Source organism: Succiniclasticum ruminis DSM 9236 (assembly GCF_900112895.1).
Lineage (GTDB): Bacteria > Bacillota > Negativicutes > Acidaminococcales > Acidaminococcaceae > Succiniclasticum > Succiniclasticum ruminis.
Window position 1 is genome coordinate 1 of sequence record NZ_FONL01000011.1, and the last position, 22429, is coordinate 22429.

Here is a 22429-nt window from a genome sequence, read left to right on the forward strand (position 1 = left end):
GAAATATAAATTTGGAAATCGAAAATTCTGGGCAACCGGATATTACGTTAGTACGGTAGGGCTGAATGCGCAAACCATACAGAAATATATCCGGGAACAGGATAAGATGGATCAAATGGAAGATTCGTTATTCAGTAAAGAATACGAAGACCCTTTTAAGGGTAGCAAGTAGTCATACCACTGCGGCTTGAACAAAGTGAAAGCCAGCGTCATTTAGGCGCTGGCCTGTGTTGGGCCCTTATAGGGCTAAGCGAACCACCCCTTGAAGGGGTGGAAGCGATTTGAATTACACTTTTTCCGCTTCGCCCATTTCGCTCCAGCCGGTGCGCAGTTCCGGCGGGCGCTGTACGGTGTGGTCGGTGCGCTGGGTAAAGCCCCGGCCGAACACGTCGCTGGCGTCCTGTACGATCATGAAGGCAAAGGGGTCCAGCTTTTTGACCAGCTGTTTGATCTTGGCCACCTGGGTCAGCTTGACCACGCAGAACAGCAGTTTCCGGTGCTGGTGGGTGTAGGCGCCTTCCCCTTCGATATAGGTGACGCCCCGGCCTACAATCTTGATGATGGCTTCCGCGATTTCTTCGTTGCGGTCGCTGATGATGATAATATTTTTCTTGAAGTCAAAGCCGTCGGTGAAGGCGTTGGAAACTTTAAATACGATGAAGTACGCGGTGAGGGTGTACAGGGCCGGTTCCAGTCCGAAGAAGAAAGCCCCTGCCGTCAGCAGCACAATGTTGATCAGGAAACCGGTGGTGCCGATGCTGATGCTGTAGAATTTCTGGACGATGGCGCCAATGATGTCGCTGCCGCCGGTACTGCCGCCCACCCGGTACAGGGTGCCCAGCCCGATGCCGTGGAGCACGCCGCCGGCGATACAGCTCAGCATGGGGTCGTGGACCTGTGTCAATTGCTGCAGCGGCGCGAACAGCTGCAGGAAGAAGGACAGGACCAGGGTGCCGTAGATGCCGCTGATGAAATAGTTGCGGCTCATCAGTTTATAGGCCAGGATGAACAGGGGGATATTGAAAATAATGTTGGTGACGCTGACCTGCCAGCCGAACAGGTAGTACAGGATCATGCCCAGGCCGGTGATGCCGCCGCTCAGTAAATGGTGGGGCAGGAAGAAAGCATTCAGCGCGATGCCGGAGATACAGGTTCCCAGCGTGATAGTGAGGTAACGTTTTATTTGTTTATTCATGCTATATAGCTCCTTGAAGTCAAACAGATTTCTATGTGTAAACGTTTTCAGAAAATGCATCAGTTCCTGTTGCCGGTTAAATTTCATAAACAGGTCAAACAGAAAATACTTACATAGCATACCACTCCCGCAAAAAAATGCAAGGGGGTAGTTTAAATAATTTGGCCGGTTCAATTAGGCAAAATCATTTTTTCCAAAGCAAATATTTAAAAAATGGCTGTAATGTGCTAAAATATGGTAGGTATTTTGTATACAGTATTATTTTGCTTTTGGGTAAGGCGATCCGGCCGGACTGTTTTCACATAACGCGCGGGTTGCCGAAGAGATAAGGAAATCGTGAATGAAGCTGACGGAAACAGGGTATGCCAAAATCAATCTGGGGCTTGATGTATTGGGGCTGCGTCCGGACAAGTACCACGAAGTGGCCATGGTGATGCAGACGATCAGCCTGGCGGATACGGTAACCTTTACGGAGAGTCCGGAACTGAAAGTGACCACGGACCTGGCCGGTCTGGAGGGGGGACCGTCCAACCTGGCCTGGAAGGCAGCGGTGCTCATGGGCGAATATGCCCACCGGGAGCCGCGGGTGCATATCCATATAGAGAAAAAAGTGTTCCTGGCGGCCGGGCTGGCCGGGGGAAGCACTGACGCCGCCGCGGTGCTGCGGGGCCTGAACCGGTTCTGGGAACTGGATCTGTCCGGTGAAAAACTGGAGAGGCTGGGCGCGAAGCTGGGTTCGGACGTTCCTTTTTGTGTAGCCGGGGGAACGGCGCTGGCAACCGGCCGGGGCGAGATACTGACCCCGCTGCCGGATTTACCGCCGCTGCAGCTGGTGCTGGCAAAACCGGCCTTGGAGATTTCCACGCCCTGGGCGTACCGGGAGTTTGACAAGCAGAAAAATGTGGTCCATCCGGATATCGAAGGTATGACGCAGGCGGTACGGGACGGTGACGTGCAGGGTGTGCTGCGCCGCTTCGGCAATGTGCTGGAGCCGGTGACGGCAGGCGCCCATCCGGAGATCCGGGAGATTCAGCGGCAGATGCTGGAGAACGGGGCGGAGCCTGCTATGATGAGCGGCAGCGGTCCCACGGTTTTCGGAATTGTAAAAGATAAAGAGACCGGCGAGAAGATAGCCGGGATATTGCAGGCGCAGCGTCTGGAAACGGCGGTTGCGTATATGACGGGGAGGAAGAATGTATGAGCGGACATCTGGAACAGATTCGTCTGGACAGTTATAAACCTTTGCGGGAGCTGGTGTGCGAACACATCAGGGAAGCAATCATCAACGGCGTCTTCGCGCCGGGGGAACGCCTGATGGAAATCCAGATGGCGGACGAGATGGGCGTAAGCCGCACCCCGGTGCGGGAAGCGATCCGCAAGCTGGAAATGGAAGGCTTTGTGGTGATGATTCCCCGGCGGGGCACCTATGTTTCCAATATGTCCATCAAGGACATCAACGACGTGTACGAGATCCGCATCAGCCTGGATACCCTGGCGGCGGGACTGGCGGCCGAACGCATCAGCGATGAGGAACTGGAAGAACTGCAGCGCCTGCTGGTAAAGGTGGGCAATGCCATTGAAGAGAATGATATGGCCAAAGTGGTGGAAGCGGATATCGAATTCCACGATGTGTTATACAAGGCCAGCCGCAACGAACGGCTGCGCAACATCATCAATAACCTGCGGGAACAGATTACGGTGATCCGGGGCGTATCCATGCGCTATCCGGGGCGTCTGAAAGATACCCAGGAAGAGCATCGACGCCTGGTGGAAAGCATCGCGGCCCGTGACGTGGAGAAGAGCCAGGAAGCCGCCCGCATCCATCTGGAAAACGCGGAACGGACTCTGATGGCTGCCATGTCGGAGCGGAAGGGCGGCGAGGAACTCCACAATTCCCTTGCGGCTAAACAGTGACGGAAAACCATGAATACAGAAATGACGAAACCTGGGGAGACGCTGGACAGCCGGCGTCTCTTTAAATATGATTTGATCATCCTGGCCGGCGGGGCGGGCACGGTTACCCTGCCGGGGCAGGGGGAACGGGCCAGGGCGCTGGCGGAACTGAAGGGCCGGCGTCTGCTGGATTATATCGTGGACGGCGTGCGGAAAAGTTCGCGTATCGCGTCCGTGGTCCTGGTGACCCACAGCGCGCATCGGGAAGCGTTCCGGCAGGCGGCCGTTCCGGGTCTTCTGTTATGCGCCTGTGACGGCAGCATGGCGGAATGCGCGGCGGCGGCGATCCGGAAACTGCAGGAGCAGCCGGGGCATGAAAATATTACAAAAGTTGCAACGGTATGCGATGACCTTCCGTTTCTGACCGGCGAAGCCCTGGACGACTTTATTGCCCGGGCGGAAGCGGCGGAGGCGGACGGGGTCTATGCCATTGTGCGGAAAGAAGCCTGTCTGCGGGAATTCCCGTCGTTGCGTCGCACGTTCTTTCATTTAAAAGAAGGTGATTTTACCGGCGGCAATGTTTCGCTGGTTTCCGTAGATTTATTTCCGGGCTGCATCGAAAAGATGAAAGAGGTTTTTGCCCTGCGCAAGAACCCGGTGAAACTGGCAGCCTGGCTGGGCCCTTTCTTTATTCTGAAGATGCTTTTGCATCAATTGTCTCTGGAAGATGTGGAGAAAAAGGTCTCGGACCTGTTCGGTTACCGGGGCCGGGCCGTTATCACGGATCACGCCTGCATCGGCACGGATCTGGATAAGGCGGAAGAATGGTCGGAAGCGGAAAAGTATTTGTAATTCTGTCCGCTGCATATTATAATGAGGCGAATGGATAAGCAGGTTTTGCGTTTTCAAATAACAATCTGGGCAGGCCAGAATAACCTCAGGGATTAAAGGAGAGAAGAACGATGGCAAACTTAACGGCGGTAATTCTCGCGGCAGGCAAAGGCACACGGATGAAGTCCAAACTGCCCAAGGTATTGCATAAAGTAGGCGGGCATCCCATGCTGGAGCATGTGATGGACGCGGCGGAAGCGGCAGGCTGCCGTGACAACGTGGTAGTGATCGGCCACGGCGCGGAACTGGTACGGGAACTGGTAGGCAGCCGGGCCCGGATTGCCCTGCAGGCCGAACAGCTGGGGACTGGTCATGCGGTGCTGCAGGCGGCGGATACCCTGAAAGATTTTACCGGCACGGTGATGATCCTGTGCGGCGACACGCCGTTATTGGAAGCGGAAGAGCTGAAGAAGTTTTACGCGGAGCATGTAAAATCCGGCGCGGCGGCCACCGTAATGTCCGCCATGATGGAAGATCCCTTCGGCTACGGCCGTATCCTGCGGAACGCCAACGGGGACGTGGCCGGCATCGTAGAGCAGAAAGACGCTTCCGAAGAACAGAAGCTGATTAAGGAAATCAACACCGGAAACTACTGTGTGGAAGCCCCGCTCCTGTTTGAAGTGCTGCGGACACTGGGCAACAATAACGCCCAGGGCGAGTATTACCTGACGGACGTGCTGGCCAAACTGCGGGCCATGGGCAAAAAGGTGGGCGGTGTGGTCACTGCCGACAGCGAGATGATCATGGGCGTAAACAGCCGCCGCCAGCTGGCCGAAGCGGAAAGCGTCATGCGCCGCCGCATTCTGGAAAGACTCATGGACGAAGGCGTAACGGTTATGGATCCGGCATCAACCTTTATTGAAAAAAGTGTAAAGATATCGCCAGATACCACCATTTATCCGTATACCTGGCTGCAGGGGAAAACCGTGATTGGGGAAGACTGTGAGATTGGTCCCAATGTGCGCCTGGAAAACGTGAAAGTGGCAGACGGATGCCGCTGCGGGTTTACCCATATGCATGACTGTGAAGTGAAGAAATAAGGAAGCATAAACTTATTTAGAAGAAGTATAAACATATTTAACCCATTTTTTCCGTAATAAAAATACTTGTAGGAAACAGGGGATTTGGTATATACTAAATAGGGATTTTAAAAAAGAACTTTGCGGCAAGTCATTTCAGGAATCCATGGGAGACGGGGAGGAAGTCCAAATGTTGGCAAATGAAGACAAATTCAGGATTTTTACGGGTAACGCAAATCCGGACCTGGCACGGGAAATCGCGGCTTATCTGGGGACTACGCTGGGTGATGCGGTCATCAACCGGTTTAACAACGGCGAAGTGCAGGCAATGATCAATGAAAGCGTTCGCGGCAAAGATGTGTTTATTGTCCAGCCCACATGCGGACCCATTGTCAATGATAACGTAATGGAACTGCTGATCATGGCAGATGCCTTCAAACGGGCTTCCGCCAATCATATTATTGCGGTGATCCCCTTCTACGGATATGCCCGTCAGGACCGTAAGGCCCGGGGCCGCGAGCCCATTACGGCCAAGCTGATGGCGGATATCCTGCAGTGCGCAGGCATTACCCGCGTGGTGACCATCGACCTGCATGCGGCCCAGATCCAGGGTTTCTTCAATATCCCGCTGGATCATATGCCGGCAGCTCCCGTACTGGCTGATTATATCAAACAAAAAAATCTGAAGGACATGATCGTAGTTTCTCCTGACCTGGGCGGCGTAAGCCGTGCCCGTGTCTTCGCGGAACGCCTGAACTGCGGTCTGGCCATTATTGATAAACGCCGTCCGGAACCGGGCGTGGCGGAAGTCATGAACCTTATCGGCAGCGTGGAAGGCAAGACGGCCATCATGGTAGACGATATGGTAGATACGGCAGGTTCCCTGACTGAAGGCGCCAAGGCGCTGAAAAAGTTTGGGGCCAGGGAAGTCTATGCCTGCTGCACCCATCCCATCCTGACCGCTCCGGCCATAAGCCGTATTGCTGCTTCGGATATTACGGAACTGGTAGTGACCAATACCATACCGCTGGCTCCGGAGAAAAAACACTCCAAGATCAAGGTGCTGTCTATTGCCCCGATCCTGGCAGAAACCATGCTGCGCATCTTTAACGACTGGTCGGTAAGCCAGCTGTTTGAAGAGGTATAAGAGGATTTTATCAGGCTCCGTGTCACGGTATGCGGAGCCTTTCTTTTATTTTTGGTAAGTAAGGGATTCTGATTAAGGAAACCGCGGTGCATGCGTCTGCGCATTTGTTTCCGTGCAGATGCAGTGACGGGGTTCCTCTTTAAAGGGTAGTATTTATGCGAGTATTATGTATCATGGGGGCCTTTTATCTGGCGGCCCTGGTTATTCTCTGGGCCGGGCGCCGGGGAAATGTGTCCCGTAAGCTGGCGGCGGTGGCCTCAGTGGTCTGCCTGCTGGCAGGTTCCGGCGCGCTGGCGGCGGCTGTGTACCCGTGGGGAAACAGTTATGGGATCACCGTGAACCGTCTGCAGGATCTGCCCGGCAAAGGGGTGGTTCCGGCAACAGCCGGGTATATGGCCCTGACCTTTGACGACGGACCTTATCCGCCTTATACGGACCGCCTCCTGGATGTACTGAAAGAGAAGAAGGCGCATGCCACGTTCTTTCTGGTGGCGGAACAGGCGCAGCGGCATCCGGAGCTGGTGAAACGCGCGCTGGCCGAAGGACATACGGTGGGTCTGCATGCCTTCCGGCACCGGGACTTCCTGAAGCTGACGGAAGAAGAAAGACAGAAAGATCTGGCGCTTGGGAAAAAAGTGCTGCATGACATTACCGGTAAAGAACCGGTGTACTGGCGGCCGCCCCATGGCTTCCGGGATTTTTCCGTGATGGAAGTGGCTGCCGCGGAAAAACTGACGGTGGTGAACTGGTCGGTGATTCCCCGGGACTGGACGGGGATCGGCAAACAGGAAATCCATAACCGGGTGATGGATAAGGCGGAAAACGGAGCCATCGTCCTGCTGCATGACGGGGACAGCCCTTTTTACAAAGCATCCCGCAAGGCAACGGTGGACGCAGCCGCGCTTCTCATTGACAGCCTGCGGGAAAAAGGGTATCATTTGGTATCGTTGGAAGAATATGTTCAGGCGGAGAAGCGGCCCGGACAGTAACGCGGAACTACAGCGCGGGATAAGATATAAAGTTTGAGGGATAAACAGATGAAAATCATAGCGGGACTGGGGAACATCGGAAAGGAATACGATAAGACCCGGCATAATATCGGATTTATGGTAGCGGACGAACTGGCCCGGCGCTGGAATCTGGAAGGAAACTGGCGGACGGACCGGAACGCCATGTACGTGGAGTACCGGGCGCCGGAAAAGGTGTTTCTGCTGAAACCGACAACCTATATGAACCTGAGCGGCAATGCCGTGGGTCCCTGGGCCCACTTCTTTAATATTGCCCCGGAGGACGTTGCGGTGGTCCATGACGATATGGACCTGCCCCTGGGAACCATCCGGATCCGGAAGAACGGTTCCAGCGGCGGGCATAACGGTATCAAATCCATTATCAGCAACCTGGGGACGGATGCCTTTCCCCGTTTCCGGCTGGGCATCGGCCATCCGGTCCACGAGCAGCAGGCGGTAATCAGCCACGTGTTGCAGCGTTTTGCCGGTGATGACAGGCAGCTTATTGAAGAAGCGGTGAAAAAAATGGCGGACGCATTAGAGCTGTGGTTGAAAGAAGACGGCGATCTCAGCAAGGTGATGCAACAGTTCAACACCAAACCGGCCAAAGCGAAGAAACGCGCGGCAAAAGAAGCTGAGGAAAAAGAAGCAACTGAAAAAGTTGCTGCAGAACAAGAAACGGCTGAAAAAGAAGTTGTAGATAGTACAAATGAGTGAGGCAGGCAGAAAAAGACATCGCAAAACGCTCACGGTTTGCTATTCCATGGATTCATTCGCCTGTGGCTTCGGAACTCGGGACTCCGTCCCTCAAACAGCCTCGCCACGACGTCGCATTTCATCTCATGGAATGACGCAACCCGCTCGAAGTTTTGCTTATGTCTTTCCCTGCCGGCATCACTTACATACATATAACAAAATTTTTCAAAACTGCCACTTGCGCTCTGCAAAAGAGTGTGATATTATAGTGAAGCGTTAATGTCGGGTAATATTAATGCAAATAAAAAAAGAGGTGCATAGAAATGAAAGAAAAAATCCATCCGAAATTTTATACTGACTGCAAAGTAACCTGTGGCTGCGGCAACACCTTCATCACCGGCTCCACCAAACCGGAGCTGCGCGTGGACGTATGCAGCAAATGCCATCCGTTCTATACCGGCCAGCAGCGCAGCGTAGCCGCCCGCGGCCGTATCGAAAAGTTCAACAAGCGTTACAATGTAGAAAGCAAATAAAAGCAACTCACACAGCAGAGCTTCGGCTCTGCTGTAGTTGTATTCAGACCTTTTTTGACAAAAGTGTAAACTATGGCAAAACTGAGTATTGGCGGGCAGGCGGTCATCGAAGGCGTGATGATGCGCGGTCCCAAAGACGTGGCGGTGGCAGTCCGCAAGGCGGACGGTACCATTGACGTGGACGTGAAACCGGTCAACAGTATCGCCGACCGCTATCCTATTCTTAAAAAGCCGCTGCTCCGGGGCGTGGTGGCTCTGGTGGAATCGCTGGTCATGGGCATGAAGGCCCTCAGCTATTCCGCCCAGGTGTCCGGCGAGGAAGACGAGCAGATGGATGATAAAGAGATGGCCCTGACCATGGTGACCTCCGTGGCCCTGGCTGTCGGTCTTTTTATTGCTGTTCCCACCTGGTCCATGCGCTTTCTGCAGCAGTGGACCCAGAGCAGCCTGACCCTGAACCTGGCGGAAGGCTTTCTGCGCATGGGCATCTTTCTGGTTTATATTGCCGCCATATCTTCCATGGAAGATATCCAGCGGGTGTTCAAGTACCACGGGGCGGAGCACAAGACGATTTTCACCTACGAGGCGGGCATGCCCCTGACGGTGGAGAATGTGCGGACCTTTCCCCGGCTGCATCCCCGCTGCGGCACCAACTTCCTGATGATCGTCATGCTCATCAGCATCTTTATCTTTGCCTTTTTAGGCTGGCCCGGCCTCTTGGAACGGATCCTGTCCCGGATCGTGCTGATGCCGGTAGTGGCGGGCCTCAGTTATGAACTGATCCGCTTTGCGGGGAAGAATAACGACAAACCCTGGGTGCACCGGCTGATTATGCCGGGACTTCTGCTGCAGAAACTCACCACCCGGGAACCGGACGATGAGATGATCGAAGTGGCCATCGCTTCCGTAAAAGCGGTGCTGCCGGAGGATGAGCTGCAGAAAGTGGAGATGCAGGTGCCGGACGCGATTGCGCTGCAGGCGCCGGCTGTGGCGGAGACGGTGTCTGTACCGGTCTCCTGTGAGGAAAAGACATGTTAGAAAAATTACACGGGGTCGAAGAAAAGTATCTGGATCTGGAAGCGAAGCTGTCCGACCCGGAGGTGGTTTCCGACCCGAAGGAATATCAGAAATACGCGAAGGCCCATGCCAAACTGCAGGAAATCGTAAACGTGTACCGGGAATATAAGGAACAGAAAGCCCTGTATGACGACGATATGGCCGTGGCGGAAGAAAACAGCGATCCGGAACTGGCGGAGATGGCCCGGGAAGAAGCGGAATCCCTGAAACCGGTGTTGGAGGACTATGAGAAGAAGCTGACTCTGCTGCTTTTGCCCGGCGATCCCAACGACGACAAGGATATCATTCTGGAGATCCGGGCCGGGGCCGGCGGGGAAGAAGCGGCCTTGTTTGCGGAGGTTCTGTTCCGCATGTATACCCGGTATGCGGATACCATGGGCTGGTCCGTGGAACTGATGGACGCCAACCCCACGGAGCTGGGCGGCTTTAAGGAAGTGGTAGCCCAGATTTCCGGTGCCGGGGCTTATGGCCGCATGAAATTTGAAAGCGGCGTGCACCGGGTACAGCGGGTGCCGGAGACGGAATCCCAGGGGCGGATCCATACATCTACCTGCACGGTGGCGGTGCTGCCGGTGGCGGAAGAGGTGGACGTGGATATCCGCATGGAAGATATTCGGATCGATACCTACCGGGCCGGGGGCGCCGGCGGGCAGTATGTCAACAAGACGGAATCCGCAGTGCGCATGACCCATATCCCCACAGGCATCGTGGCCCAGTGCCAGGATGAGAAGTCCCAGCTGAAGAACCGGGAAAAATGCCTGCGGGTGCTGCGTTCCCGTATCCTGGAGATGAAACAGCAGGAGCAGCAGCAGTCGGAAGCGGCGGAACGGAAGAGCCAGGTGGGCACCGGGGACCGCAGCGAGCGGATCCGTACCTATAATTATCCCCAGGGCAGGGTCACCGATCACCGGATCGGCCTGACGCTGCATAAGCTGGATACCATCGTGAACGGGGATCTGTCTGAGCTGCTGGACGCGCTGGCTACGGCGAGCCAGGCAGAAAAATTACAGCAGGTAAAATGATTGCCGGAGGAAACGCAGGCTGAAGAAAACCACAGCAGCATCCTGCGGGCAGAATGGAAGAAAAGAATGACAGAACAGGCCGTTTGGACTGTAAATAAAATATTGCAATGGACACAGCAGTACTTTTCCGGAAAGGGCCTGGAGAATCCACGCCTGGACGCGGAGGTACTGCTTTGTGACGTGTTGGGCTGCCGCCGGATCGACCTGTTCATGCGCCTGCAGCAGGAACTGCAGCCGGAAGAACTGAAAAAATACAGGGAATTCGTGTTGCGCAGGGCTGCCTGGGAACCGCTGGCCTATATTATCGGAAGAAAAGCATTTTTGCAGTGGGAGTTTAACGTTACGCCCGCCGTGCTGATCCCCCGTCCGGAAACGGAACTGCTGGTGGAAAAGCTGGTACAGTGCTGTACGGGGAAGAGCCTGACCCAATTGGAGAAGGAAACGTTCTGGCGGAAAAAGGCGGAGGAGGCGAAAGCCGCCGCTGAGAAGGTGAAAGCGGTTTCTTCGGAAAAGCTGCGGGACGAAACGGACCCGGAAAAGGCGGCTGTCTGGCAGCAGGAAGTGGCAGACCGGGAAGCGGTAGCCGTCCAGGCGGCGGAGCGGGCCGGCATGGCATGGCAGGCAGAATCTGCAGCCGTGCAGGAAAAATCGGGGAACAAAGGCCCCGATATCCTGGATATGGGGACCGGCAGCGGGGCGATTCTTCTTTCCTTATTAAAATTATTGCCGGAAAGCCGGGGGCTGGCGGTGGATATTTCGCCGGAGGCCCTGGCCGTTGCGAAAGAAAACGCGGCGCTGTTGGGCGTGGGAGACCGCGCCTGGTTCCTGCAGTCGGATATCTGGTCCCGGGTGCCGGCGAAAGCGCAGTTTGACATTGTGGTGTCCAATCCTCCCTATATCCCGGCGCAGGTCATCGGTACCCTGGCCCGGGATGTGCAGAAAGAACCGCGGCTGGCGCTGGACGGAGGAGAAGACGGGTTGAATGCCTACCGTAAGATTGCGGCAGGCCTGCCGCAGCATGTGAAACCGGACGGACTGGCTGCCTTTGAAGTGGGCATCGGCCAGGGGGAAGCCGTGGCTGCCCTGTGCCGTGAACAGGGCTTTGCGGTGACGGCGGTGGTGAACGATTATGCCGGCATTGACCGGATGGTCTTTGCCGCGAGGCCGGGCAGTCCCAAAGCGGAATGGGTGAAGAAACTTTTTTGATAAATTGGATTGCGCAGGGGAATAGAGTCATGGAAACAAAGTTCTGGGAAGTAAAAAAGAATCCGGAAGCTGCCATTGCGGAAGCGGCCGGCCTGATTGCGGCGGGAGAGGTGGTGGCTTTTCCCACGGAAACAGTGTACGGGCTGGGGGCGGACGGGTTAAACGCAGAGGCTGTGGCAAAAATATTTGCGGCCAAGGGCCGCCCGGCGGACAACCCGCTGATCCTGCATATTGCGGATACCGAACAGATATATCCTTTAACAAGCGGATTAAACGCGAACGCCCGGGCCCTGATGGATACCTTCTGGCCGGGACCGCTGACCATTGTGGTGCCCCGCTCTGAACTGGTGCCGGACATTGTGACGGCCGGGCTGGACACGGTGGCGATCCGAATGCCGTCCCATCCGGTGGCGGCGGCTCTCATCCGGGCGGCAGGCTGTCCTGTCGCGGCGCCCAGCGCCAATGTGTCGGGCAAGCCCAGTCCTACCAACGCGAAGGACGTGGCGGACGATATGACAGGCAAGGTAGCGGGGATTCTGGACGGCGGCAGCTGCGGCATCGGAGTGGAATCCACGGTTGTAGATACAACCTCTCCCGTGCCTACGATCCTGCGGCCCGGCGGTATTACCCGGGAAATGCTGGAAGAGCGGCTGGGCGCGGTAGAAATCGACCCCGCCCTGAACGGGGACCCGGCCCTGCGTCCTAAAGCGCCGGGGATGAAATACCGGCATTACGCACCGAAGGCGCCCATGTACCTGTATGAAGGGACACTGGCGGCGCAGCGGCTGACGGAGGCTGTCCTGCGAGCGCAGAAACAGGGGCTGCATATCGGGGTTCTGTGTGACGACGCGGTGAAAGGACGGCTGGAGGAAAGCCTGCGCCGCGGCCATACTGCGGAGATTTTTTCCTGGGGACAGGGAAAAGCGGACCTGGCGGAACACCTGTATGAAGTATTGCGTGACTTTGACAGGGTGTCGCCGGAACTGATCATCGCCATGGGCGTGGATGAAAAAGGCCTGGGCCTGGCGGTGATGAACCGGCTGCGGAAAGCGGCGGGCTACCAGATCCTGCAGGCGGAGGAAGGCGGCATAACCGTAAAAAACGGCAGCGGTTTTCCGGAATTTCTGTTCTCATAAACAATAAGTGGTACAGTACCTGTTTTTGTGATAAAATAGATTGAATAAGCAAGTCATAAACCGGCAGGCAATGAATACGGAACTGCCTGCGGAATAACACAGTATCTGGGGATGCCATCGCAATTAAATCCATGGGAGGCGCGGGACATGAAACTGGTAATCGGCAGTGATCACGGAGGAATCCACCTGAAAGAGGTGCTGAAACAGCATCTGGCGGAACGGGGCATTGAGGTGTCGGACGCGGGGACTTATACAGAGGAATCCTGCGATTATCCGGACATCGCGGTAAAAGTCTGCCGGGAGATTACGGACGGCAATGCGGAGCGGGGGATCCTGGTCTGCGGCACGGGCATCGGCATGTCCATGGCGGCCAATAAAGTCAAAGGGATCCGCGCGGCTCTGTGCGGCGATGTATTTTCCGCCACCATGAGCCGGGAGCATAATAATGCCAACGTCATCTGCCTGGGCGAGCGGGTGCTGGGCCCCGGACTGGCCCTATCCATCCTGGATGCCTGGCTGGATACGGAATTTGCCGGCGGGCGTCATGAACGCCGGGTGAACAAGATTATGGCGATAGAGGAATAAAGATGGAGTTAGCACAGATTGCGGCTGCGGTAACGTCGGCTGCGGAAGAACTGATCGCGGCGGCGCAGCCGAAACCGGGACGGATTTTTGTCCTGGGCTGCAGCACCAGTGAGGTGCTGGGGTCCAAAATCGGGACAGCCCGTTCGCCGGAAACGGCGGAAGCAATCCTTACGGCGCTGCTGGCTGTGACCCGTGCCCACGGGCTGTATCTGGCGGTCCAGTGCTGTGAGCACCTGAACCGGGCGCTGGTGGTGGAAGAGGCGGCGATGGATGCTTTCGGCCTGACCCAGGTCACGGTACATCCCGTGCCGGAAGCCGGCGGCAGCGCGGCCAGCCGGGCGTATGAACTGTTTGCGCGTCCGGTGGTGGTGGAATCTGTAACTGCTGATTTAGGCATGGATATCGGACAGACGCTGATCGGCATGCATCTGAAACGGGTTGCGGTGCCGGTGCGTCTCCGGGTGAAAACCGTCGGCGAAGCAATACTGACGGCGGCCCGGACACGTCCGCCCCTGATCGGGGGAGAGCGGGCAAAGTATTTTTAACATATATTAATTACATGAAAGGAGCCTTACCCATGAACGTACATGTAGTAGATCATCCGCTGATTGCCCATAAGCTGACCATGATGCGGGACAAGACCTGTAACAGCAAGAATTTCCGTGAACTGCTGGGCGAAATTGCCTCCCTGATGACTTACGATGTGACCAAGAACTGGGAAACGGAACCCTTTGAAATCGAGACGCCGTTGGAAAAGATGACGGGAACCCGCCTGAAAGGGGAAGTGACCATTATTCCGATCCTGCGCGCGGGGCTGGGACTGCTGAACGGCGTGCTGGCCATGATTCCGCATGCCCATGTAGGGCATATCGGTCTGTACCGCGATCCGGAAACCCATAAACCGGTGGAATATTACTGCGGCCTGCCCAAGCAGATGGACGCGAAATGCATCGTGGTAGACCCCATGCTGGCGACCGGCGGTTCCGCGGCGGCGGCGATTACCATGTTAAAGGAGAAAGGCCTGCATAACATCTGCCTCATGGTGCTGGTAGCGGCGCCGGAAGGCATTAAAGTTATCAACGAAGCGCACCCGGACGTGGAAATCTACACGGCTGCCGTCGACCGTGAATTGAATGAAAGAGCCTATATCCTTCCCGGTCTGGGAGATGCGGGCGACCGGGTCTTCGGCACACTGTAAGCGGAGAGTTAAGAGGATTATAATGAGCAATAAGAGTGAAGCAAGGCCGGACTGGGACCATTATTTTATGGAAATTGCCCAGGTGGTCAGCAAACGTTCCACCTGCCTGCGCCGCAGCGTTGGCGCAGTCATCGTGAAAAACAAACAGATTCTTGCTACCGGTTACAACGGCACGCCCAAGGGAATGCCCCACTGCGGGGAAGTGGGCTGCCTGCGGGAACAGCTGCATGTGCCTTCGGGCAAGAACCATGAGCTGTGCCGGGGGATCCATGCAGAGCAGAACGCGGTAGTACAGGCTGCGGTTCATGGCGTTTCGGTAGAAGGCGGTACCCTGTACTGCACGAACCAGCCCTGTGTCGTGTGTACGAAGATCCTGATCAACGCGGGCATTGAGCGGATCGTGTTTAAAGATCCTTACCCCGACAAGCTGGCGGAGGATATGCTGGCAGGTTCCGGGATCCGGGTGGAAGTGCTGGACGCGGAACAAAAATAGGAAGAGGTCTGTTGTTTGTATATTTTAGCTTTTGTCATTGCCCTGCTGGCCAGTTTTCTGTTGACACCCTATGTTAAGAAGCTGGCTTTTGCCATCGGGGCAGTGGATAAACCTGATAAAAGAAAAGTGCATACCCATATCATGCCCAGACTGGGGGGACTGGCTATTTTTCTGGCCTGTGTCCTTGCGGTTGTCTGCAGTCTGCCCATTACACGGGATCTGATGGGAATCCTGCTGGGCGGCGCCTGGATCGTAATCGTGGGCATATTGGACGACAAGTATTCCCTGCCTGCCAAAGTGAAGCTGCTGGGACAGATTCTGGCTGCCTGTATCCTGGTGGCCTTTGATATAAAGATTGAGTGGCTGAACAATCCGCTGGGCGGTTACTTCTATCTGGAATATCTGTCTATACCGTTTACGATTTTCTGGGTCATCAGCTTTATTAACGTGGTCAATCTGATCGACGGGCTGGACGGACTGGCGGCCGGTGTGTCCGGCATCGCTTCCATTACCATCATCCTGGTGGCGGTGCATCAGGGTTATTATCCCGTGGCGACTCTGACGGCGGCGCTGGCCGGGGGTATTTTTGGTTTTATCCATTATAATTTTAATCCGGCCACCATCTTTATGGGGGATACGGGCAGCATGTTCATCGGCTATATGCTGGCGGCGATTGCGATTCTGGGCGCGGTGAAGACTGCGGCTACCATCGCGCTGATCGTGCCGGCGGTTGCCCTGGGACTGCCGATCATGGATACGGCATTTGCCATTTTGCGCCGTTACAGCAACGGCAAGCCGATCTTCCAGCCGGACAAGGGGCATCTGCACCACCGGCTGCTGGCGCTGGGACTGACCCAGAAACAGGCGGTGCTGCTGATGTATGCCATCAGCATCATCCTGAGCCTGGGGGCATTTGTGCTGGCTATGGCCAATGTGTATGTTGCGGCTGCGGTGATCGTTGTGATTGTGATCGCGGTGGCTTTGGGCGCAAAGAAGATAGGTATTTTACGGAACCCCTGAGTAAGGAGGTCTTGCTTTGAAGAAACTGAGAATCATGACAGTATTCGGCACCCGGCCGGAAGCCATCAAAATGTGTCCGCTGGTGCTGGAGATGCGGAAATATACGGATTATATCGAACCCGTTGTGGCGGTCACAGCCCAGCACCGGGAAATGCTGGACCAGGTGCTGCGCCTGTTTGCCATAGAGCCTGATTATGACCTGAACATCATGACCAGCGGGCAGACCTTGTACGACATTACGGTGAAGGCGCTGCTGGGGCTGAAAGAGGTCATTGCCAAAACGCAGCCGGACCTGGTTCTGGTCCACGGCGATACCACAACAACGTTTGCCGGGTCACTGGCGGCCTATTACGCCCAGATTGAACTGGGGCATGTGGAGGCAGGCCTGCGTACCGGCAACAAGTTTTCTCCCTACCCGGAAGAAATGAACCGGAAGCTGACCGGTTCCCTGGCGGATTTCCATTTCGCTCCCACGGCGGTAAGCCGGGAGAATCTGTTAAAGGAAAATGTGCCGGAAAGCCATATTTTTGTGACAGGAAATACGGTCATCGACGCGCTGAATACCACGGTGCAGAAGGATTTTGTGTTTGATGATCCGGTCATTATGCAGGCGCTGGCCAGCGGCAAACGCCTGATCCTCATGACCACCCACCGGCGGGAGAACCTGGGTGAACCCATGCGGCAGGTGTACCGGGCGCTGAAAACAACCCTGGAACAGCATCCGGAAGCGGCGGCGATTTTCCCCGTGCATAAAAATCCCAAAGTGCGGGAAGTGGTGCAGGCGGAACTGGCGGGTACCGACAGAGTGTACCTGACGGAACCTATGGACTACGAACCTTTTGCCAACCTGATGAACCATGCGGATATCGTCCTGACGGACAGCGGAGGCATCCAGGAGGAAGCGCCGGCGCTAGGCAAGCCCGTGCTGGTGCTGCGGGATACCACGGAGCGTCCGGAAGCGGTGACCGCGGGTACGGTCCGACTGACGGGCACAGGGTATGACGTGGTGAAGGAAGAGACTTGCCGGCTGCTGGAAGACCCTGCTTATTACCGTTCCATGGCGGAAGCGGTGAATCCCTACGGGGACGGCCGGGCCTGTGAACGGATCGTGCGGGCTGTCCTGTCGGCAAAGGGATATCCGGTAGCGCCCCCGGAGGAATTTAAAGGTTGTTGATTTAATACGTGATACGGTGACTGCCACCTTTTTATGACCTGTCATAACTACAGAAGAGGACGGTTTGTGAAAATCGTTGCGCAAGTTTTTCCGGTCAGGGTAAAAAATTTACACATTTTTCAAAAAGGTGTTGGCAAAATGTCGATTTTATTGTAAAATACAAATGATTTATAGGTTGTATTTTGGGTTGAGGTATGCCCTGGAGACGCAATTATGTTGATTGAAATATAATCGCCGTTGGGGTATACTCCCGCGCACAAGGAGCAACATGTTCAGCTTTCAGGGAATGGACAAACGCGAGATCGTCGTGGCGCTGGCCGGACTTTACAGGCGCCAGGTTTATATAGCAGCGGCGGTGGTTGTGAGTGTCGCCCTGCTGATGAAACCTGCGCTGACAGGGGTCGGGGTCGGTATCGTCTGGAGCCTGCTGGACAGTCTGTTGCTTGTGATAAGCATACTGAAGGGCTTCAACAGGATGTCAGAGAGGGAACTTAAGTTCCGGGTGTTTATGAATTTTGTGAAACGCCTTGTTCTGGCGCTTGTTATGCTGTACCTGGTTTTCAGGTATAATGCCGGTATCGTTTGGATGCTCGTCGTATTTACGCTGATGCATCTTGCGCTGGTAGTAAATCTGTTAATTTTCACGGGCCGGAAAGAGCAGAAGAAGGTAAGCTGAGGGCCGTGAGGAAAGGAGAATAATATGGGTCCAGAGATTATTCATTATTTACCCCAGAAGATTGATTTCTTAGGTACCACCGTTCATATGCAGACACTGTATATGTCCTGGCTTACGATGGCTATCGTTATCATCATTGTTGCGGTGGCTACGAGCCAGCGTAAGCTCATTCCCTCGGGGGTGCAGAACGTGGTGGAGATGTTCATCGATTGGCTGGGAGACCTGATGGAAAAGAACATGGGCGTTGAAGGACGCCGCCTGATGACCCCGTTCATCATCACCTTGTTCCTCTACATCTTCGTAGGCAATGAACTGGGCATGCTGCCTGCCGTTGGCGTGCATTTCACTTCACCTACCAACGACATTAACGTGGCGCTGGGGCTGTCGGTTATGGTTGCCGTTCTGGTATATATAATCGGTGTAGCCCGTCACGGTCTGGGATATTTCAAGCATCTTATCTCGCCGACGCCGGTCATGCTCCCGCTTAATCTTTTGGAAGATTTTGCCCGCCCCATTACCATGGCAGCCCGTCTGTTCGGTAACATCCTGGCCGGCGAAATTCTGCTGGTCGTCCTGAACAGGCTGACCCCCTGGCTGGTTCCCGACATCTGGATCGGATTCAGCCTTGTTATCGGTTTTTTACAGGCCTTTATCTTCACGATGCTGACCATTGTTGCTTTAGCACCCGTATTTAAAGCTGTTCACGGCTGATATTGACAGTTGTGGACTGTTTAAAAAAATTTATTATTTTTATTAAGAGAAAGGAAGATTTTACAAATGGAAAATGCTCTTATGGTAGTAGCTTCTGTACTTGCTGCAGGTTTGATTGGTGCCGGTGCGGCTTTGGGCGCAGCGCTGGGCAACAGCCGTGTTACCAGCACGACGATTGAATGCATGGCCCGTCAGCCCGAGCAGGCGTCCAACTTTCAGGTTACCATGTTCATCTCTGTAGGCCTGATTGAATCCATGCCTATTATCGCCATCGTTATCGCGATCGTTCTTGTATTCGCCAACCCGTTTGTAGGCTGATAGTCAGGAATCCCGATACACCCGAACAGAAGTATTTTATAGAAAAGGAAGTGTGGGAAGTTGGTAAATATTGATGCAACCATTATTGCGCAGGTCCTGAACTTCATAATCCTGTTAGCTATTCTGGCTAAGTTCTGCTATAAGCCGTTGCTGAAGGTCATGGATGATCGCCGTAACCGTATCATCAATAACCTTGACTCTGCGGAGCAGACCCGCCTGGAGGCCGAGGAACTGAAGAAACAGTATGCGCAGCAGCTGGCTGACGCCCGTGCGGAAGCGACTGCAATCGTTGATAAGGCCAACAAGATTGGTCAGAAACTTCATGATGACTTTATGTCTCAGGCTCAGGAAGAGAAAGAACAGCTCATGGCTACTGCCCGTGAACATATTGAGCAGGAGAAACAGCAGGCTATGCTTGACGTCCGTACCGAGGTAATCTCCCTCGCCACGGAAATTGCCGGCAAAGTCGTTTCCGAAAAGCTTACCGGCGCTGAGGATCAGGCACTGATCGCCAAGACAGCAGACAAGGTTCTGAACAAGTAATCGAGTTTCTTTTTAGAGACTGTATTTCCGGCTAAGCAGCCGGCTGAAGCCTTGCGGTTTTATGCCGCAAGCAATCTCGCCGCCTGAAAGCGGGAGATATGGAGGTGATGGATAACAATATGAAGGATGAAAAGCTTTCTTTCATAGATAAAAGCCTGCAGGGTCTGCAGGTGAATCCGGAAGTCGTTAAACGTTGCGTCAAGGACGGCGCCGCCGTAATCAAAGCTACGGTAGCCGCGCCCCTGAACGAGGAAGAAACGGCTGCCGTAGCCAAGTTGATCGGCGCCCGTCTCGGCGCTGAGAAGGTTGCCCTTGAAACTGTAGTGGAGCCGTCCCTTATCGGAGGCATCATTCTGCAGATCGGCGACCAGATTTATGACGCCAGCACCAAACGCCAGCTGGAGCGTGTCAAAGGCGAGTTAGGCAAGGTAGATATGGTGGGGCAGAGCCTTTCCGCTCCCAAGGGTATCGCTGAAGCCCTTGCTGCCAAAGTTCAGGCCTACAAGGCCGATGTTGACCTGGAAGAATTCGGTATTGTTGAGAAGGTAGGCGACGGCATCGCTACGGTAACGGGCATGCGCGGCGCTATGGCTTCCGAGCTGGTAGAACTGCCTCACGGCGTAACCGGCATGGTACAGAACCTTCGCCCGAATGAGGTCGGTATCGTTTTGATGGGCAATGACCAGATGATCAAGCAGGGCGACGTAGTACGCCGTACCGGCCGCATCATGGAAGTTCCGGTAGGTGAGGCCATGCTGGGCCGCATCGTTAACGCACTGGGCCAGCCCATCGACGGCAAGGGCGAAATCCGCACCAGCGAGACCCGCTGTGTTGAATCCCCGGCCTATGGTATTGCCGACCGTAAATCGGTAGACGTTCCGCTGCAGACCGGTATCAAAGCAATTGACGCCCTGGTTCCTATCGGACGCGGACAGCGCGAGCTGATCATCGGCGACCGCGGTACCGGTAAGTCTGCTATTGCAATCGATACCATCCTGAACCAGAAGGATACAGGCGTTATCTGTATTTATGTAGCAATTGGTCAGAAGGCGAGCCGTGTTGCCCGTCTGTCCAAGACATTTGAAGAGCGCGGCGCCAACGCCTATACGATCATTGTTGCCGCTACGGCAGCAGATCCCGCGCCCATGCAGTTCCTGGCTCCCTATGCCGGCGTAACCATCGCTGAGTATTTCATGGACCAGAAGAAAGACGTCCTGATCATTTACGATGATCTGTCCAAGCACGCGGTTGCATACCGCGCCATGTCGCTGTTGCTGCGCCGTCCGCCCGGACGTGAAGCGTACCCCGGCGACGTATTCTATTTGCATTCCCGTCTGCTGGAACGCGCTGCGCGCCGTAATGAAGCGGCTGGCGGTGGCTCCATCACGGCTCTGCCTATTATTGAAACCCAGGCCGGCGACGTTGGCGGTTACATTCCTACGAACGTAATTTCCATTACCGACGGTCAGATCTATCTGGAATCCGAGCTGTTCTACTCCGGCGTACGTCCTGCTATCAACGTAGGTCTGTCCGTATCCCGTGTAGGCGGCAGCGCCCAGATCAAAGCTATGAAATCCGTAGCGGGCACCCTTCGTCTGGACCTTGCCCAGTTCCGCGAACTGGCTGCTTTCGCACAGTTCGGTTCCGATTTGGATAAGGCTACCAAGGCGCAGCTGGACCGCGGCCAGCGCATGACGGAAATCCTGAAGCAGGGGCAGTATGAGCCTATGCCTGTCGAAAAACAGGTTATTTCCCTGTATGCGGCGACCAACGGATATGTGGATGATATCCCGGTTTCCGATGTAGGCCGTTTTGAATCTGAACTCCTGCAGTACATGGCTTCCAACAACCCCGAGGTTGCGGAATCCATTAAAAAGGAGAAAAAGATTACCTCTGACAATGAAGAGGCTCTCAAGACCGCAATCAAGAACTTTAAGCAGACCTTTGCTTCCAGTGAAGCGAGGTGATTGATTTATGCCAAACCCACGCGAAATACATCGGCATATGCGATCCGTTACCAATATCAGGCAGATAACCAAAGCCATGAAGATGGTAGCGTCCGCCAGGTTGCGTAAGGCGCAGGAACGCGCCATTACCACCAAGCCCTTTGCCGAAAAGATTAAACAGCTTCTGCAGGACGCGGTAAGCGACCGCAGCGTTCTGGGGCATATCGATCCCAAGAGCATGCCGCTGCTGGAGCAGAGACCTGTTAAGCGTACCGGCTACATTGTAGTAAGCTCCGACAAGGGCTTGGCTGGTCCGTACAATTCCAATGTGCTGAAACACGCCCAGATGGAATTGATGGACAGCGACGATTACACTTTGATTACGGTAGGGCGTAAGGCCAAGGAATTTTTCAGCCGCCGCGGGTATGATATTTCCGAGGCGCTGTTTGGCTTTTCCGATAAGCCCAGTTATGAAAACGCGAACGACATCGCCCGCGCAGCCATCAAGATTTTCCTGAACGGCTCCGTGGATGAGGTTGTGCTGATCTATACTGAGTTTAAATCGGCGCTGTCGTCTACCCCGGTGACGAAGCATGTTCTGCCCATCGTTCCGCCTGCTGCGGCGGAAGAGACGGCCAGTTCGGCGTCCGGGGCTCAGGCTTCGGCTAACGAGATTATTTTCGAGCCTAACCCGGTAGACGTAATCAAACAGTTGCTGCCATATTATGTAAAAACGGAGATCTATGCCGCGCTTATGCAGTGCGCCGCCAGCGAGCTGGGCGCTCGTATGACTGCGATGAGCAGTGCCACTGATAACGCGTCGGACCTCATCCGCAACCTGGAGCTGTCTTACAATAAGGCCCGCCAGGCTGGCATCACGAACGAAATCAACGAAATCGTCGGCGGTGCGGAAGCGCTGAACAGTTAAGGGAGGAAAGCATTG

The 22429-nt window shown here is 55.0% G+C and carries 25 protein-coding genes and 1 pseudogene; 25 read left to right on the forward strand and 1 reads right to left on the reverse strand.

Features of this window, described 5'->3' with window-relative positions; genetic code table 11:
- Positions 1–172 (forward strand): annotated as a pseudogene (locus tag BM159_RS08080) (IS200/IS605 family transposase); the annotation flags it as partial.
- Between the two features lie 114 nt (positions 173–286).
- Here BM159_RS08080 and BM159_RS08085 read toward each other — a convergent pair.
- Positions 287–1195 (reverse strand): YitT family protein, encoded by a 909-nt coding sequence (locus BM159_RS08085; RefSeq protein WP_093913814.1) that lies wholly within the window; start codon positions 1193–1195, stop codon positions 287–289.
- Between the two features lie 340 nt (positions 1196–1535).
- Between BM159_RS08085 and ispE the strand changes: the two genes are divergently transcribed.
- From ispE to atpG, 24 genes are all read left to right on the forward strand, one after another.
- On the forward strand, positions 1536–2396 hold the full coding sequence (gene ispE, locus BM159_RS08090) for a 4-(cytidine 5'-diphospho)-2-C-methyl-D-erythritol kinase (protein ID WP_093913747.1): 861 nt from the start codon (positions 1536–1538) through the stop codon (positions 2394–2396).
- The gene (locus BM159_RS08095) at positions 2393–3109 is read left to right on the forward strand and encodes a GntR family transcriptional regulator (protein WP_093913748.1); all 717 of its coding nucleotides are present in this window, start codon (positions 2393–2395) and stop codon (positions 3107–3109) included. Before ispE ends, BM159_RS08095 begins: the two co-directional genes overlap by 4 nt.
- A 9-nt stretch (positions 3110–3118) precedes the next feature.
- Entirely contained in the window at positions 3119–3940 is an 822-nt protein-coding gene (locus tag BM159_RS08100) for a nucleotidyltransferase family protein (RefSeq protein WP_093913749.1), read from the forward strand.
- Positions 3941–4050: 110 nt separating this feature from the next.
- Positions 4051–5019, forward strand: a complete 969-nt coding sequence (locus BM159_RS08105) for a bifunctional UDP-N-acetylglucosamine diphosphorylase/glucosamine-1-phosphate N-acetyltransferase GlmU (protein ID WP_093913750.1) — start codon at positions 4051–4053, stop codon at positions 5017–5019.
- Between the two features lie 169 nt (positions 5020–5188).
- Entirely contained in the window at positions 5189–6145 is a 957-nt protein-coding gene (locus BM159_RS08110; RefSeq protein WP_093913751.1) for a ribose-phosphate diphosphokinase, read from the forward strand.
- A gap of 155 nt (positions 6146–6300) precedes the next feature.
- Positions 6301–7134: a polysaccharide deacetylase family protein gene (locus BM159_RS08115; RefSeq protein ID WP_093913752.1), complete on the forward strand. Its 834-nt coding sequence runs from the start codon at positions 6301–6303 to the stop codon at positions 7132–7134.
- Between the two features lie 48 nt (positions 7135–7182).
- Positions 7183–7869 (forward strand): aminoacyl-tRNA hydrolase, encoded by a 687-nt coding sequence (gene pth, locus BM159_RS08120; RefSeq protein ID WP_093913753.1) that lies wholly within the window; start codon positions 7183–7185, stop codon positions 7867–7869.
- 302 nt (positions 7870–8171) lie between these two features.
- The gene (rpmE, locus tag BM159_RS08125) at positions 8172–8381 is read left to right on the forward strand and encodes a 50S ribosomal protein L31 (RefSeq protein ID WP_093913754.1); all 210 of its coding nucleotides are present in this window, start codon (positions 8172–8174) and stop codon (positions 8379–8381) included.
- Positions 8382–8453: 72 nt separating this feature from the next.
- Entirely contained in the window at positions 8454–9419 is a 966-nt protein-coding gene (locus BM159_RS08130) for a DUF1385 domain-containing protein (protein ID WP_093913755.1), read from the forward strand.
- Positions 9413–10480 (forward strand): peptide chain release factor 1, encoded by a 1068-nt coding sequence (gene prfA, locus BM159_RS08135; RefSeq protein WP_093913756.1) that lies wholly within the window; start codon positions 9413–9415, stop codon positions 10478–10480. Before BM159_RS08130 ends, prfA begins: the two co-directional genes overlap by 7 nt.
- Complete coding sequence (locus BM159_RS12175) at positions 10481–11686, forward strand: N5-glutamine methyltransferase family protein (RefSeq protein ID WP_245763681.1); 1206 nt, start codon at positions 10481–10483, stop codon at positions 11684–11686. It abuts the gene before it with no gap.
- Positions 11687–11715: 29 nt separating this feature from the next.
- The gene (locus BM159_RS08145; protein ID WP_093913757.1) at positions 11716–12822 is read left to right on the forward strand and encodes an L-threonylcarbamoyladenylate synthase; all 1107 of its coding nucleotides are present in this window, start codon (positions 11716–11718) and stop codon (positions 12820–12822) included.
- A 147-nt stretch (positions 12823–12969) separates the two neighbouring features.
- Positions 12970–13407 (forward strand): ribose 5-phosphate isomerase B, encoded by a 438-nt coding sequence (gene rpiB / locus BM159_RS08150; protein ID WP_093913758.1) that lies wholly within the window; start codon positions 12970–12972, stop codon positions 13405–13407.
- 2 nt (positions 13408–13409) lie between these two features.
- Entirely contained in the window at positions 13410–13952 is a 543-nt protein-coding gene (locus tag BM159_RS08155; protein ID WP_093913759.1) for a TIGR01440 family protein, read from the forward strand.
- 32 nt (positions 13953–13984) lie between these two features.
- Positions 13985–14605 (forward strand): uracil phosphoribosyltransferase, encoded by a 621-nt coding sequence (gene upp, locus BM159_RS08160; RefSeq protein ID WP_093913760.1) that lies wholly within the window; start codon positions 13985–13987, stop codon positions 14603–14605.
- A 22-nt stretch (positions 14606–14627) separates the two neighbouring features.
- A complete protein-coding gene (locus BM159_RS08165) occupies positions 14628–15098 on the forward strand; it encodes a deoxycytidylate deaminase (protein ID WP_093913761.1) in 471 nt (156 codons plus the stop codon).
- A gap of 15 nt (positions 15099–15113) precedes the next feature.
- The gene (locus tag BM159_RS08170; RefSeq protein WP_245763682.1) at positions 15114–16118 is read left to right on the forward strand and encodes a glycosyltransferase family 4 protein; all 1005 of its coding nucleotides are present in this window, start codon (positions 15114–15116) and stop codon (positions 16116–16118) included.
- Positions 16119–16134: 16 nt separating this feature from the next.
- The gene (gene wecB / locus BM159_RS08175; RefSeq protein WP_093913762.1) at positions 16135–17292 is read left to right on the forward strand and encodes a non-hydrolyzing UDP-N-acetylglucosamine 2-epimerase; all 1158 of its coding nucleotides are present in this window, start codon (positions 16135–16137) and stop codon (positions 17290–17292) included.
- 286 nt (positions 17293–17578) lie between these two features.
- Positions 17579–17968, forward strand: coding sequence for a hypothetical protein (locus tag BM159_RS08180; protein WP_177205974.1), 390 nt, complete (start codon positions 17579–17581; stop codon positions 17966–17968).
- Between the two features lie 24 nt (positions 17969–17992).
- Positions 17993–18679, forward strand: coding sequence for a F0F1 ATP synthase subunit A (gene atpB, locus BM159_RS08185; protein ID WP_093913764.1), 687 nt, complete (start codon positions 17993–17995; stop codon positions 18677–18679).
- A gap of 66 nt (positions 18680–18745) precedes the next feature.
- Positions 18746–18997 (forward strand): F0F1 ATP synthase subunit C, encoded by a 252-nt coding sequence (atpE, locus tag BM159_RS08190; protein WP_093729045.1) that lies wholly within the window; start codon positions 18746–18748, stop codon positions 18995–18997.
- Between the two features lie 60 nt (positions 18998–19057).
- Positions 19058–19540 (forward strand): F0F1 ATP synthase subunit B, encoded by a 483-nt coding sequence (gene atpF / locus BM159_RS08195; protein WP_093913765.1) that lies wholly within the window; start codon positions 19058–19060, stop codon positions 19538–19540.
- A gap of 107 nt (positions 19541–19647) precedes the next feature.
- Positions 19648–21507, forward strand: a complete 1860-nt coding sequence (gene atpA / locus BM159_RS08200; RefSeq protein WP_245763683.1) for a F0F1 ATP synthase subunit alpha — start codon at positions 19648–19650, stop codon at positions 21505–21507.
- A 7-nt stretch (positions 21508–21514) separates the two neighbouring features.
- Positions 21515–22414: an ATP synthase F1 subunit gamma gene (atpG, locus tag BM159_RS08205; protein ID WP_093913766.1), complete on the forward strand. Its 900-nt coding sequence runs from the start codon at positions 21515–21517 to the stop codon at positions 22412–22414.
- The last annotated feature ends 15 nt before the right edge of the window (positions 22415–22429 follow it).

Excerpts from the sequence above, each read along its gene's own strand:
- BM159_RS08085 (WP_093913814.1), bottom strand. The coding sequence starts at position 1,195 with ATGAATAAACAAATAAAACGTTACCTCACTATCACGCTGGGAACCTGT.
- ispE (WP_093913747.1), top strand. The coding sequence starts at position 1,536 with ATGAAGCTGACGGAAACAGGGTATGCCAAAATCAATCTGGGGCTTGAT.
- BM159_RS08095 (WP_093913748.1), top strand. The coding sequence starts at position 2,393 with ATGAGCGGACATCTGGAACAGATTCGTCTGGACAGTTATAAACCTTTG.
- BM159_RS08100 (WP_093913749.1), top strand. The coding sequence starts at position 3,119 with ATGAATACAGAAATGACGAAACCTGGGGAGACGCTGGACAGCCGGCGT.
- BM159_RS08105 (WP_093913750.1), top strand. The coding sequence starts at position 4,051 with ATGGCAAACTTAACGGCGGTAATTCTCGCGGCAGGCAAAGGCACACGG.
- BM159_RS08110 (WP_093913751.1), top strand. The coding sequence starts at position 5,189 with ATGTTGGCAAATGAAGACAAATTCAGGATTTTTACGGGTAACGCAAAT.
- BM159_RS08115 (WP_093913752.1), top strand. The coding sequence starts at position 6,301 with ATGCGAGTATTATGTATCATGGGGGCCTTTTATCTGGCGGCCCTGGTT.
- pth (WP_093913753.1), top strand. The coding sequence starts at position 7,183 with ATGAAAATCATAGCGGGACTGGGGAACATCGGAAAGGAATACGATAAG.
- rpmE (WP_093913754.1), top strand. The coding sequence starts at position 8,172 with ATGAAAGAAAAAATCCATCCGAAATTTTATACTGACTGCAAAGTAACC.
- BM159_RS08130 (WP_093913755.1), top strand. The coding sequence starts at position 8,454 with ATGGCAAAACTGAGTATTGGCGGGCAGGCGGTCATCGAAGGCGTGATG.
- prfA (WP_093913756.1), top strand. The coding sequence starts at position 9,413 with ATGTTAGAAAAATTACACGGGGTCGAAGAAAAGTATCTGGATCTGGAA.
- BM159_RS08145 (WP_093913757.1), top strand. The coding sequence starts at position 11,716 with ATGGAAACAAAGTTCTGGGAAGTAAAAAAGAATCCGGAAGCTGCCATT.
- rpiB (WP_093913758.1), top strand. The coding sequence starts at position 12,970 with ATGAAACTGGTAATCGGCAGTGATCACGGAGGAATCCACCTGAAAGAG.
- BM159_RS08155 (WP_093913759.1), top strand. The coding sequence starts at position 13,410 with ATGGAGTTAGCACAGATTGCGGCTGCGGTAACGTCGGCTGCGGAAGAA.
- upp (WP_093913760.1), top strand. The coding sequence starts at position 13,985 with ATGAACGTACATGTAGTAGATCATCCGCTGATTGCCCATAAGCTGACC.
- BM159_RS08165 (WP_093913761.1), top strand. The coding sequence starts at position 14,628 with ATGAGCAATAAGAGTGAAGCAAGGCCGGACTGGGACCATTATTTTATG.
- BM159_RS08180 (WP_177205974.1), top strand. The coding sequence starts at position 17,579 with ATGGACAAACGCGAGATCGTCGTGGCGCTGGCCGGACTTTACAGGCGC.
- atpB (WP_093913764.1), top strand. The coding sequence starts at position 17,993 with ATGGGTCCAGAGATTATTCATTATTTACCCCAGAAGATTGATTTCTTA.
- atpE (WP_093729045.1), top strand. The coding sequence starts at position 18,746 with ATGGAAAATGCTCTTATGGTAGTAGCTTCTGTACTTGCTGCAGGTTTG.
- atpA (WP_245763683.1), top strand. The coding sequence starts at position 19,648 with ATGGATAACAATATGAAGGATGAAAAGCTTTCTTTCATAGATAAAAGC.
- atpG (WP_093913766.1), top strand. The coding sequence starts at position 21,515 with ATGCCAAACCCACGCGAAATACATCGGCATATGCGATCCGTTACCAAT.